A 13,040-nucleotide genomic window follows, 5' to 3' on the forward strand; every position below is an offset into this window, starting at 1 on the left:
CATCCTAGTGTTAAACGAAGTTCCTTCGGATTGTGCCATTCGATAGTCTCTTTCGCAAGTCTAATCCGAATCGTTTCCGCACGTTTTTGTTCGTCAGTTAATGGAGTTACCTTCTCGATTATTTGTGAAAAAAGATGGGCGATAATGAAGGGTATGGCTATTTTAGTGAAAACGTTTCTGTGGTACAAAATTTTTAGTATGGATAGAGAAAACTCTTTTTCTATTTTTTCTTGACGAAAATAAAAATATCTATTTTAGGCATTATTTTAGGCATATTTAATAAGTTTAATGGATCCGATTCTACTCTCTATAGAGAAAATTTTATCTTCCAAAGAGAACAAAATCTTTTTGGTCCTACTTTCATATTTCTCTGCTTCTATCAAAAGACTATTAATTTGTTTTTTGATGTCATAGAAATCCTCTATTAGAGAGCCCTATAGAATAGTCATCGAAGAAGCGAGACTCTAATGACTCTTTTTCTAGGATCGATTAGATAATTTGCACGTCGGTCTGATTTTCTGCCAATTCTTGAGGGAAGGTCTGAATTTTTGTCCTAAAAGCTTCTTCGAATTGACTCTGCAAACCGCTCCATTCTTCGTCCGCTACTTCAACGACTTGGGGAGAATGTATGTTTTCTTACAAATTCTAATAAAACTTTCTTTTTTTTGCTGAAGTACTTTGAGCTGGATAATTCTTTGTAACTATTCTTGATAGGTATCCTTTCATACTACTCTTCATTCTATTTCAACCCGATAGATTTTTCTCACTATTTCTCTTCCCTCCATTTTTAGTAAGATTAAAATGAAGTTCCAATAAGTCTCCTTCGTCAAGGGCCTGTTGTAATCAGACAATAACTGCCTTTCATGCTTCTCTTTCTTGTTCTGTTAGTTCTTGCAGAGTAAGAGTATTAGTTTATATCTGTAAACATGTGGTAGGGTCGCATGTAATGACGCCTAGTATAAACTTGAAATTAGTGAAATTTAACTTATTTTCCGATTCAATGATGAATGTGAGGAGAATTTTATTTTTTAAATTAGCTAAAAAATGAACTTCTTCAATGAGAAACCTCCAAAATGAGAAAAAACCAACCAAAATTGAGAAAAAGAAAAATATGCCTTAAGAAGGGGTTAACGCTTTACGAAGTCTTAAATTGTCAAAAAAATAGCAGGATGTTAACATCTTGCGTACTTTCCCATAAGGATTTTATTATGCCAGTGATCAAACTTCCGGATGGAAGCATAAAAGAATTTTCTGAACTTGTGACTGTTCAAGAAGTCGCCGAGTCTATTGGTGCTGGGCTTGCTAGGGTGGCATTAGCAGCAAAAGTCGATGATTGCTGGGTGGATACATCCTATCTTCTTCAAGAAGATGCCTCTCTTAAAATTATTACTGATAAAGATCTCGAAGGGCTGGAGATTATCCGCCATTCTGCGGCGCATCTTTTAGCTCATGCCGTTAAAGAATTATTTCCGACGGCCCAAGTCACTATTGGCCCAGTAATTGAAGATGGGTTCTATTACGACTTTGCTTTTGAACGTTCTTTTAACCCTGAGGATCTGGAAAAAATTGAGAAAAAAATGCATGAGATTGTAGAGGCTAATTTAAGAGTGGAACGAAAAGTATTAACTCGTGAAGAAGCTTTAGCCCTTTTTAAAGGGATGAATGAGAAATATAAGGTTGAGATTATCCGTGATATTCCTGTAGAGGAAATAGTAACGGCTTATCAGCAAGGTAATTTTATTGATCTTTGTCGTGGCCCTCATATACCACGTACGGGTTTATTGAAAGCTTTTAAATTAATAAAATTAGCAGGGGTATACTGGCGAGGCGATAGTAAAAACGAAATGTTGCAGCGAATTTATGGAACGGCATGGGCTGACACTAAAGCCTTAAAAAGCTATTTGCATCGTCTTGAAGAGGCTGAAAAGCGTGACCATCGGGTACTCGGGAGGAAAATGGATTTATTTCATTTTCAATCGGAATCGCCGGGGAATGTATTTTGGCATCCGAAAGGGTGGAGCATTATCCTTCAAATGCGTGAATATATTCGCAATCTCGCCCACAAGTACGGTTATCAGGAAGTCAATACTCCGCAGCTCATGGAAGCAAAGTTATGGGATAAATCGGGTCACTTAGAGAAATTCGGCGATGATATTTTTAGATTGTCGATGGAACCCCAGCAATATGTTATTAAACCAATGAGCTGTCCGGCCCATGTTCAGATATTTAATCAAGGAATCAAAAGCTATCGTGATTTACCCATTCGTTACTCCGAATTTGGTGCCTGCCACCGCAATGAGCCGTCAGGTACTTTACATGCTTTAATGCGGTTGCGCGGTTTTGTTCAAGATGATGGGCATATTTTTTGTACGGAGGCACAGATCCGAGGCGAGGTGTTGGCTTTTATCGATCAGTTGCATCAAGTCTATGCCGATTTCGGCTTTAATGAAGTCATTTATAAATTATCTACCCGGCCCGAAAAGCGAGTTGGGAGTGATGAAGTATGGACTAAGGCGGAGCAAGCTTTGGCAAAAGCATTGGACGAAAAGAGTGTGAATTGGAAGATCTTGCCAGGAGAAGGGGCTTTCTATGGACCGAAAGTTGAATTTTCTTTGCGGGATTGCTTGGGGCGAATGTGGCAATGCGGCACCGTGCAAGTCGATTTTTCGATGCCGGAACGATTGGGGGCACATTACATTGACGAAGATGGCTCTAAAAGAACTCCTGTAATGGTCCATCGCGCTATATTGGGCTCATTTGAGCGCTTTTTAGGGATTTTATTAGAAGAGTATGCTGGAAAACTGCCCCTCTGGTTAGCTCCTGTTCAAGTGGTAGTCATGAATATTACCGATCAGCAATCCGATTATGTCAAGGAAATCGTAGAAAATCTTCAAAATCTGGGCATTAGGGCTATATCGGACTTGAGAAATGAGAAGATCAGCTTTAAAATCCGCGAACACACTATTGCGCGTTTACCTTATCAGGTTATCATTGGTAACCGCGAAGTCGCCGATAAAACCCTCGCAATACGCGCATTGGAACGTGATGAAAAGCCGACTGGTCTCACGTTAGAAAAGTTTGCTTCCCAATTGCAGGCAGAAATTAATCAGCGTAGCAGAAAGTCGTCGGTAGAATTAACTAAGCATTAACTTAACTATTTGAGGAGATAACATATCAGATCGAAACGAACACGCGTTAATAAGCAAATCCGTGTCCCGGAAGTGCGATTGATTGACAAGAAGGGCGAGCAAATTGGGATCGTGAAAATTGATCAGGCTTTAACCCTCGCTGAAGAAGCAGGATTGGATTTAGTTGAAGTTTCTCCGACGGCTAAACCACCCGTTTGCCGTATTATGAATTTTGGTAAGTATCAGTTTGAGCAAAGCAAACGAAAAGCAGCTCAAAAGAAAAAGCAACGGTTAATTCACCTTAAAGAAGTGAAATTCCGTCCCACAACAGATGTGTGGGATTACCAGGTTAAGTTGCGTAAAATTGCAACTTTTTTAGAACGTGGGGATAAGGTAAAAGTGAGTTTGCGTTTTAGAGGACGAGAAATGCAACATCGAGAGTTAGGGTTGCAGCTGCTAAATCGCGTCAAGCGCAATTTAGGAAGTATTCTTATCGAACAAGAGCCAAAGCTGGAAGGTCGCCAAATGACAATGGTGGTCATGAAAGGCAAAGGTGAGAGTAATAAAACGAAGAGTGAGAGTGATGCCGAAATTAAAGACTAATCGTGGAGCTACGAAACGGTTTAAAACAACGGGTCGAGTCGCTATTAAGCGAGCTGCGGCTAATCATAATCATATTTTAACAAAAAAATCGCAAAAACGGAAACGTCGGTTGCGCAAGTTGCATCAAGTCACTAAAAGCGACGTTAAGGCAATTGAGAAAATGCTGAGAGTTTGACTTGCTTTTAAGAATTTTTATACTGGAGAGATAACATGACAAGGGTAAAACGAGGTGTTACCGCAAGGGCCCGTCATAAAAAAATATTGAGTAAAGCAAAAGGCTATTATGGTGCGCGCAGTCGGATCTATCGTGTGGCGAAACAAGCCGTAATTAAAGCGGCCCAGTACGCTTATCGTGATCGCAAACAGCGAAAGCGTCAATTTCGTGCTTTATGGATTGTTCGTATTAATGCGGCTGCACGAAAGCACGGACTCTCCTATAGTCGCCTGATAAATGGCTTAAATAAAGCGGCGATTCTTATGGATCGAAAAATATTAGCGGATTTAGCCGTTAAGGATAAAGTTGTCTTTGGAAAATTAGCTGAGAAAGCCAAGCGTGCATTAAGTGAATGATGATGCGTGGAACCATGCAGGCTCAATTAAAATCTTTATTACAAACTGCTAAAAAATCCATTGACGAAGCGACTGATGAGCTGACGTTGGAGAAAATCCGTCTTAATTATCTCGGCAAAAAGGGGGAAGTCACCCAATTGCTCAAATCATTAGCGGAACTTTCCCCCGAAGAGTTCCCTCAATTCGGAAAGTCGATTAATGAAGTTAAGTATGAAATTCAGACTTTACTCACTGAGAAATCTGCACAGATGCGGGAAAAAGCCCTTTATAAAAAATTAACACAAGAAAAAATTGACGTTACTCTCCGTGGTCGTTATGCCAGCCTTGGCACGATCCACCCTATTGCTCGAGTTTCTGAACGAGTAACTCAATTGTTTACTTCGTTAGGTTTTCAGATTGTCGAGGGTCCAGAAATTGAAGACGAGTATCATAATTTTGAGGCATTAAATATTCCCTCAAGTCATCCTGCCCGGACAATGGTAGATACCTTTTATTTTTCAGATGATCAGTTATTACGAACTCATACTTCCAATGTGAAAATACGTGAAATGAAAAAACACGGCGCACCAATTCGACTAATTGCATTAGGGCGAGTATATCGACGCGATTTTGATCCCATCCACACCCCCATGTTCCATCAAGTAGAGGGCCTTGTAGTAGATAAACAATGTACTTTTGCAGACCTAAGAGGCTTATTACAGCAATTTTTAAATTGTTTTTTTGAAACCGAATTTCGTTTGCGTTTTCGTCCTTCTTATTTCCCTTTCACCGAACCTTCAGCCGAAGTTGATATTTATCAACCGGCTACCGACAGCTGGTTAGAAGTATTGGGTTGCGGTATGGTTCATCCCAATGTCTTACGTAACGTGAACATTGACCCTGATGAATATAATGGTTTTGCTTTTGGTATTGGTTTGGATCGATTAGCTATGTTGCGTTATGGCGTACCCGATTTGCGTCTCTTTTTTGAAAATGACTTACGCTTTTTGAGGCAGTTTTAATCCATGAAATTAAGTGAAATTTGGCTTCGTGAATGGGTAAATCCCTTAGTTAACACGGAGCACTTAGCAGAACAACTTACTTTATTTGGCTTAGAGGTCAACTCTGTCAATTTTATTGCTCACTCCTTTGAAAAGGTGGTGGTAGGAGAAGTGTTATCGACAGAAAAACATCCCGATGTGGATCGACTGTCCTTTTGCCGAATCAATGTGGGGGAAAGCGAGGCCTTAGAAATTGTCTGTGGAGCAGCAAATGTTCGCGCTGGCTTGAAGGTCCCTGTTGCTCTAATTGGTGGTCGAGTGGGTGAGCTGAAAATTAAAAAAACCAAATTGCAAGGTATGGTTTCCCATGGAATGATATGCTCAGAACGTGAACTCGGCTTGTCGGAGGATCAAAACGGACTCATCATGGAGCTTCCTTCCGATGCTCCTGTCAGCAAAGATTTACACGATTATTTGCAATTAAAGGATTCTATTTTTGATATTGGCCTAACTCCTAATCGAGGTGATTGTGCTAGCGTACGAGGAATTGCTAATGAAGTAGGCGCCATTAATCGGCTTTCTGTGAAAGCACCTAAAGTAGCTCGCGTAACACCCATCATCGATCCTGTTTTTCCTATTGGGATACAAGCCAAAGAAGCTTGTCCGCATTATGTAGGTCGGATTATTGGCGATATTGATAGTGATGCCCAAACTCCGCTTTGGATGCGAGAACGATTACGCCGTAGTGGATTACGCTCCATCCATCCTGTTGTAGATGTCCTGAATTATGTGATGTTGGAATGGGGTCAACCTATGCATGCATTCGATTTCGATCAATTGTCTGGCGAGATTCATGTGCGCTATGCAAGTTCCGATGAAAAAATTACTTTGATCGATGGAAACGAAGTTATTTTGAATAATCGCACTTTAGTTATTGCAGATGAAAACAAAGCACACGCTATTGCAGGCATTATGGGGGGCGCTAATTCGGCCGTTAATGAAAAAACAAAAAATATCTTTTTGGAAAGTGCTTATTTTACGCCAAGTAATATTGCGTTAACGGCACGACATTACGGTTTAAATACAGATTCTTCGTATCGATTTGAGCGAGGTGTGGATTTCGAACTGCAAAAACTTGCAATGGAGCGTGCAACGGAATTATTATTAACCATTACGGGTGGAAAACCAGGTCCCATTGAAGATCAACGTATTGAAGAAACTTTTCCCTCCATTAAAAAAGTCGGTTTACGTCGTGAACTAATTAAGCACCTCTTAGGGGTAGAAATTGCTGATAAAGAGATTCACCAGATCTTATGTTTTTTGGGGATGACCCTTCAGCCAGAAATAAATGGCTGGCAAGTAACCGTGCCGAGTTATCGTTTTGATATTACTCAAGAAGTGGATTTAATTGAAGAAGTAGCGCGATTGTACAGCTATGAACGCATTCCTCAAACTATTATGAAACGTAAAATGGCTTTGTCACCCGTAGTGGAGACAGAAGTAAGCTTGGCTCGGATCCGGCGTTTAATGGTTGACCGTGGGTATAACGAGGCCGTGAATTATAGTTTTGTGGATGATAAATTGCAGAATAAGCTTAATCCCAATTTGGAATCCCTTGCTCTTTCTAACCCAATTAGGAAGGATATGAACGTCATGCGCAATAGTTTATGGCCTGGGCTTGTTACTGCAGCGAAGTACAATCAATCTCGTCAAATTGAGCGCGTGAGACTTTTTGAAATTGGCAGATGTTTTATCTATCGAAAAAGAAAATGGCAGCAAATAACTAAAATTGCTGGTTTGATTGTGGGGAATGCCAGTAACTTGCAATGGGGAGAAAAAGAACGGCCAGTCGATTTTTATGACATGAAAGGAGACCTCAGCGCCCTACTCTCCCTTACCCACGCTGAAAAGGATTTCGGTTTTATACGAGCAGAGCACCTTGCCTTGCACCCGGGACGATCCGCCGCTCTCTACTTTAAAGAAGCTTGTATCGGCTATTTGGGCGCCTTGCATCCTGTGCTGATGCGAGAGTTAGACTTTGGGAGCATTCCTTACCTGTTTGAGACAGAACTTGAAGCCCTTACAAAGACAAAGTTACCTCACTATCAATCAGTCTCTAAATTTCCTACGGTTCGTCGTGATCTTGCCGTTGTAGTAGATCGAGACGTTGAAGCTTCGCAAATTGAAGAAGAAATTGCTCAAAATTCTGGACATTTATTGATCATGAGCGAAATTTTTGATATATATGAAGGCACTGAACATATTGAATTTGGGAAAAAAAGTATCGCTTTGGGGTTGACCTTTCAAGACCCATCGCGCACTCTAGTAGATGAAGAGATCAAACAGGTCATTGAACGTGTAATCGCTGCTCTTGAGCGTAAGTTCAATGTCAAATTGAGGGCATAGCTGATGGCACTCACAAAAGCTAACTTGGCAGAACATTTATTTAACGTGGTAGGCTTGAATAAGCGAGAGGCGAAAGAGTTAGTTGAATTATTTTTTGAGGATATCCGCCTTTCGTTAGAAAGGGGAGAGCCGGTGAAATTGTCAGGATTTGGTAATTTTAATCTGCGTGACAAAAAGCAACGTCCCGGACGCAATCCTAAAACCAGCGAAGCAATTCCTATTACGGAGCGGCGTGTTGTGACATTCCGTGCTGGCTACAAACTCAAATCCAGGGTGGAGAAAAATGTTAAATCAGAAGAAAGGAAATCCTAAACCGGAAAGCGAATTACCCCCTATTCCCGAAAAGTTATATTTTACAATTGGTGAAGTTGGCAAACTCTGTGAGTTACGTACTCATGTTTTGCGTTATTGGGAGAAAGAATTTTCTCCGCTGTCGCCCTTAAAACGACGAGGTAACCGTCGTTACTATCAATTGAAAGACGTTTTGCTGGTGCGAAAAATCCGCCGTTTACTTTATGAAGAAGGTTATACCATTGAAGGAGCTAAACAGAAGCTTTCTGAAGATGCTTCGCATGATAAAAGGGAATATAAAGCCTATGAGACCATCCGTCGTGCTATTTCAGAACTGGAAAGGATTGCAGCTGGTTTGGAAATGGCTTGAGATATAAGATCTATTGGCGTCTCTTCATTTAGCCAATGGCGCTAATCACTCCTAAATCCACTTCATCGCAGTGTCCTCTCGCCATACCCTAAAAACGCAACAAGCTTGATTTATCCTTGAAATTTGTGTTTAAATTTGTGTTTATATAATTATATAATGAAATTTTCAAGGAGTTTATTCAACAAATTACTGATTCTTTTAAAGTAAACTCGGCAGTCGCTATTTTAGGTCCTCGGCAATGTGGAAAGACGACGATAGAGAAGTTAAGACTTAATTATCCAAGGAAATCCAAGGAAACTCGCTAGTTGCTAAAAAGAATAAGAATAACCATCATCAACGTTCCTTAATGTCATAACGTTCCCCCATAATCCCATTGTAAATTGAATAAGTGGTCTTATATAATACAAGACTTGATTCGGGGCGTAGCGCAGTCTGGTAGCGCGCTTGCATGGGGTGCAAGGGGTCGCAGGTTCAAATCCTGCCGTCCCGATTTTTAAATAACTCGAACCTTTCCCAATTGTGGAGCACTTTATCACAAATATAATACTTCTAACCCGTAAACATAACCCGTAAACGGATAACTTTCAAAGCTTCGAAAGCCATAAGCGTGCCGCTGAATCAATTTCATTTTGCGATAGAAGGCCTTCAGTGATGCCATTATTTTTCGATTAAAGCGCCCCTTTTTCGGGGTAGAGCTCGCTTGTATCTGGGATCCGTTTTAGTACGTTGAGTGATTAGAGTGGAATAAGCACATCGATTTCAGACATGATAATGTCATTATTTCTTTAACAGCGGATATTGATTGTTAAAATAGCCAATCTGTACATACGAAGTTCCATTGGATGTAGGAACATCAAAAGTTATTCGATTGTGGTACGAACAAACGAAGGCTGTACATAAAGGAAGGGTATATGGGTTTTTCCTGGAAAAAATCTAGGCGAGCATATCACCAATTTGAAGAAGTCTCTGGAATAATTTGAAAAAGAGCGCAGCCATCGAAGTTTTACCTGGTATGATCAACGACATGATTTCGCGTCGCAGCACGTGATGAAAAGTGATACTGATTTGTATACGGTGATAGAATTTTTGGGGGCATCTGAAAACAGTATGCCCATCTGGCGGTGAAACATAAGATATTGGTTGACCAGCAGTTAGCTAAGCGGTGTAGCGGAATGCTTAAAGAAAAAAGATTGACTCGCGGGGTTCATCGATTTCATGCTCTATTCTTATTAGAGTAAGATGATGTCACGCCAACTAGCCACGACAAATAGGTATCGGGCCTATCAGGGAATTTCAGTGTTAAAGCCCAAAGCTTTTTTGGATCGATTTGGAGGTAAATAATTAAATGCAAGTTGCTATCTCATTTTGCTATCATTGGTTATCAGTTAGTCTTACTGATAACTAATCCTACTTTAGCTAAACGAAGAAAAAAGTACTGTGTCAAGCATTGGTTCAGCATATAAGGCCATTCTTTAATCCCCACGATACCAGCTACAAAAAACCTATGGCAAACCCTTCGAACAAGTATGTGCAAGAGCTGATATTGACCATCGTCATGGTCTTCACCACCACTCTGCACAAAGATGCACTATAAAGAATTAACGGGCTGGGATTGTCCTGCCAAAGGTGCCTGATAAAATAAGACATGAATGCTCAACAACGAGTGATTGATTGTGTCGCTTGCTTACAGCTAAGCTTGGATTTATGTCATTCCCGTATTAACATCGTACGAATTTATGTAAGATAAGTTTTTTAATATTTTATTTACAAAGAAATCGATAAGGCAAGAGATATCATGGTGTTGGCTCAAATTAACAATTGGGTCCATTAATTAGCGATGGGCTAGCGTCGTGATTACAAACGAAAAGGAAATCCAACACCAAACCATTGAGCACAGGTTTCGATTTAAAAATCCTTAGTTTATGATAGACTCAATTTTTTTAAAATCAAACAAACGAATTGAAATATTTTTGTATATAATTATTTCCAATATCAACTTTTATCAACTTTGCTGAAACATTAGAAAGAAAATGAAACCTTCCGAATCTTTAAGGAAAGAGATTTAAAATTTAGTATGAGTTGGGTATTTCAGTTAGTTAGGTATTTCAGTTATTTATATAGGTATAATAATACAAAAATGTCTACGACTAAAATTTCATTTCCTTATTTAGAAAACAGCAAAACATCATCCAGTTCCTGCTCCCGAATAGGCTTTGTATGTGAAAGCTGTATAATTGACTTGATTTATTTTTCTAATCATTTCGTAAAGCCCTCGTTTAATGTTTCCACAATGTGGTTAAAATATTGGCAGAGCCTCAGGCCTATGTTAAGTTGATCAAATACAAGACTCAGTCACAAAATCCAGTTTAAATTGCCTTGTTCAACCAAACAGGGCTGTATTTTCCTATTTTCATCACCTTTCCCATTCTTCCATTCAAATTATTTTCATTAGCAGCCTATTATAGGGTACCAATGAATTGTCTTACAGCCCTAGATAGGTAAATTTTATGTAAGGCAAATAAGCGCGCTTTTTAAATCATTCGATTGACGAAGTCATTTAATTTTTAACATAAATAGGTTGGTTAATGAGGTATTTTTATGAAAACTTTAAAAAAGTAGGACTATACTTAACGTTGCTCAGTGTTTTAGGAAGCGCAGTTGCAATCCCACCTTCACCTCCAAAAGTAACTTATGACTATTATGTTTATAATGGAATTTCGGCAAAAGTTCTGTTTGCGGCTAATTTTCATGGTCCGTTTAGTTATTCGGGTAATGGTAGCAGGCAAGTAAACGACCCATGTGTATCGAGAGGGTTACAGAACGAGCACCTTAACACTGAATGATTCAACTAAACTATCTGGTGAATGTGTGGTCACCAATAGTGGTGGCACTTACAATCATTTAAAGCACTAAGCCAATGGGACTCAAGGGTTTGCCTGTGCGTTCCTAGCAGGACCAATGGTTTTTTTAATGCCAACGGCGAGTCTATAAAGGAAATCTAATCTTGGGTAACCCTTTCTAGGGTTACCCAACTATCCAGCGATTAATGATAATGAGAGAAATAAGACAACTTTATTCGACTAACAATTAACAGCTACATATTTTCTAAAAAAACTCTGTCGTTAATTATTTATTTTTGTTGAAGTATTCACAGAAATTGTGAATAAGCGGAGTGTTGATTGGCTGCTTACAGACGAAGCCATGGAACTTATTGCTACTTCAACTTTAATGTCCGTCCTTCAAGATTTTTTATTTCAGAGATGGATATAACAGAAGCTGTCCAGCGAAAGAAACAACTGCTTAAATTTTTTACGGTATAACTTACTGTATATTTCATGTCCTTCTTTAGTTACCTCGGTAAGGGAGCTTGTATTTGTTAGTTTTTGGAATTCTTCTTCGCATGTAGGTATTATAAATTTGTGATAGGATTTGCTTTTAATAAATTTAGTCGTAGCGCTTTTTAATCGGTTAAAGAAATTTGTCTTTTTCAAAATATTTAAACTTATTTAGTCATCAGTTTTTATTATTAATCATCTCTTTTTTGTTTATTGATTAATTATCTTTAAAATTATCGGAAAGTATTCTAGAGCCCTTTTACTAGTAACCGAAAATAGGAAAAAAGATAATTAGTGATTATAGTGTTGTCTACAATATTGATGGGTGGGTTGGTACAAGAATTAAAATTTTTGTTTTTGAAGGAAAGAAAAACGATCTCGATTTTATCAGCATCGTTCCTCTTCCATTTTCTAATAATGATTGTCAAAGATAATAATATCACCGTCTTTTGGAGAATTTAAATTAGCGGCCAGAGTTTTACAGGAAGGATGAACGATGTGTGCTTCTTTATCATAATTGTTCTTATAAGCCTTATATTGGTAAGTTTATATTGTTTATTTTGGTCTTGGAGAGTGACTAAACCGAAGTGCATTTTATCTCTCTTTGTTCCATAGATTATTTTCAGTGATTTTTCAGTCAGTCATTTTTCAGGCGGAAACTGAATTAACATAACTACCTTGCCCTAAAAATTTTATATATTCGGCCGTTACTTTTTGGATTAAGGCACTCTTTAAAGACAATTTTTTAATCTTGTCCACTTCTGTCATTATTTCGCTGAGTTTTTTTAATTGTTTTTCAATTGATAACTCACCTTTGTCCATAATAATGCTTTTCCTGCAATTTTAGGATTAAGGGGGTAGGGGTCGAACGTGAAAACAATTTGGATTTATCGTTTCAAAATAAGTTTCCCCGCCAGAATAATATTGCCAAGGATCGTTGAACCCAAACGTTAGTGGATATCCATTGTCGTTGGTGAAATTAGTAGAAGCAGTTAAGTCTGCACACTGCCACTAAATAAGATAGTAATCTTTGTTTTTTGATAGGGAGATGAGCGACCAGGATTGACTATCACTTTCTGGATAGTACTCGGTGGTTCGTTAGGGGCAGATATCCCGGTAACTTATTTTTTTATCAGTGTCATTCTCCACAATGACTACTAGTTTTTTAGTTTTTGTAATGGATTCCCTAAACCCAATACTGGAACTAGCAATATCAAGAAAATAGTTAGTCGAATCATCTCTTTAGCTGCTTATACTAACCTAGACTTGAATTCCATAGCAGAAAAACGGAGTAGGAACGAATATTTTATCATTTTGATTAAAAAATACATATAATAAGGGTAATACTTAAAGCGCC

At 38.8% G+C, this 13,040-nt stretch carries 9 protein-coding genes, 1 tRNA gene and 1 pseudogene; 9 read left to right on the forward strand and 2 right to left on the reverse strand.

Annotated elements, in window-relative coordinates:
• Window positions 1-1,208: 1,208 nt before the first annotated feature.
• From thrS to MRH55_RS02110, 9 genes are all read left to right on the forward strand, one after another.
• A complete protein-coding gene (gene thrS, locus MRH55_RS02070) occupies window positions 1,209-3,149 on the forward strand; it encodes a threonine--tRNA ligase (RefSeq protein WP_304985821.1) in 1,941 nt (646 codons plus the stop codon).
• A 24-nt stretch (window positions 3,150-3,173) separates the two neighbouring features.
• Window positions 3,174-3,731, forward strand: a complete 558-nt coding sequence (gene infC / locus MRH55_RS02075; RefSeq protein ID WP_304986087.1) for a translation initiation factor IF-3 — start codon at window positions 3,174-3,176, stop codon at window positions 3,729-3,731.
• A complete protein-coding gene (rpmI, locus tag MRH55_RS02080; protein ID WP_304985822.1) occupies window positions 3,712-3,906 on the forward strand; it encodes a 50S ribosomal protein L35 in 195 nt (64 codons plus the stop codon). Before infC ends, rpmI begins: the two co-directional genes overlap by 20 nt.
• 35 nt (window positions 3,907-3,941) lie before the next feature.
• Complete coding sequence (gene rplT / locus MRH55_RS02085; protein ID WP_304985823.1) at window positions 3,942-4,301, forward strand: 50S ribosomal protein L20; 360 nt, start codon at window positions 3,942-3,944, stop codon at window positions 4,299-4,301.
• A 14-nt stretch (window positions 4,302-4,315) separates the two neighbouring features.
• Window positions 4,316-5,302, forward strand: coding sequence for a phenylalanine--tRNA ligase subunit alpha (gene pheS / locus MRH55_RS02090; RefSeq protein ID WP_304986088.1), 987 nt, complete (start codon window positions 4,316-4,318; stop codon window positions 5,300-5,302).
• A 3-nt stretch (window positions 5,303-5,305) separates the two neighbouring features.
• Window positions 5,306-7,687 carry a phenylalanine--tRNA ligase subunit beta gene (gene pheT, locus MRH55_RS02095; RefSeq protein WP_304985824.1) on the forward strand — a complete coding sequence of 794 codons (2,382 nt, stop codon included), beginning with the start codon at window positions 5,306-5,308 and terminating at the stop codon, window positions 7,685-7,687.
• 3 nt (window positions 7,688-7,690) lie between these two features.
• Window positions 7,691-7,999, forward strand: a complete 309-nt coding sequence (locus MRH55_RS02100; RefSeq protein ID WP_439647885.1) for an integration host factor subunit alpha — start codon at window positions 7,691-7,693, stop codon at window positions 7,997-7,999.
• Window positions 7,971-8,348 (forward strand): MerR family transcriptional regulator, encoded by a 378-nt coding sequence (locus MRH55_RS02105; protein WP_304985825.1) that lies wholly within the window; start codon window positions 7,971-7,973, stop codon window positions 8,346-8,348. The genes MRH55_RS02100 and MRH55_RS02105 overlap by 29 nt, the downstream gene beginning before the upstream one ends.
• Before the next feature lie 416 nt (window positions 8,349-8,764).
• Window positions 8,765-8,838 (forward strand) — tRNA-Pro (locus tag MRH55_RS02110).
• A 42-nt stretch (window positions 8,839-8,880) separates the two neighbouring features.
• On the opposite strand, the pseudogene MRH55_RS02115 reads toward MRH55_RS02110, so the two are convergent.
• Together MRH55_RS02115 and MRH55_RS02120 are read right to left on the reverse strand one after the other, a co-directional pair.
• Window positions 8,881-9,016: pseudogene (locus MRH55_RS02115) on the reverse strand (transposase); the annotation flags it as partial.
• Between the two features lie 3,315 nt (window positions 9,017-12,331).
• A complete protein-coding gene (locus tag MRH55_RS02120) occupies window positions 12,332-12,505 on the reverse strand; it encodes a hypothetical protein (RefSeq protein WP_304985826.1) in 174 nt (57 codons plus the stop codon).
• Window positions 12,506-13,040: the final 535 nt, after the last annotated feature.

This window comes from Coxiella-like endosymbiont (assembly GCF_030643785.1).
Taxonomy (GTDB): domain Bacteria; phylum Pseudomonadota; class Gammaproteobacteria; order Coxiellales; family Coxiellaceae; genus Coxiella.

What these genes read in the sequence shown, in the direction of transcription:
- pheS (WP_304986088.1), top strand. Translation starts at nt 4,316, where the DNA reads ATGCAGGCTCAATTAAAATCTTTATTACAAACTGCTAAAAAATCCATT.
- MRH55_RS02100 (WP_439647885.1), top strand. Translation starts at nt 7,691, where the DNA reads ATGGCACTCACAAAAGCTAACTTGGCAGAACATTTATTTAACGTGGTA.
- rpmI (WP_304985822.1), top strand. Translation starts at nt 3,712, where the DNA reads ATGCCGAAATTAAAGACTAATCGTGGAGCTACGAAACGGTTTAAAACA.
- thrS (WP_304985821.1), top strand. Translation starts at nt 1,209, where the DNA reads ATGCCAGTGATCAAACTTCCGGATGGAAGCATAAAAGAATTTTCTGAA.
- pheT (WP_304985824.1), top strand. Translation starts at nt 5,306, where the DNA reads ATGAAATTAAGTGAAATTTGGCTTCGTGAATGGGTAAATCCCTTAGTT.
- rplT (WP_304985823.1), top strand. Translation starts at nt 3,942, where the DNA reads ATGACAAGGGTAAAACGAGGTGTTACCGCAAGGGCCCGTCATAAAAAA.
- MRH55_RS02120 (WP_304985826.1), bottom strand. Translation starts at nt 12,505, where the DNA reads ATGGACAAAGGTGAGTTATCAATTGAAAAACAATTAAAAAAACTCAGC.
- MRH55_RS02105 (WP_304985825.1), top strand. Translation starts at nt 7,971, where the DNA reads ATGTTAAATCAGAAGAAAGGAAATCCTAAACCGGAAAGCGAATTACCC.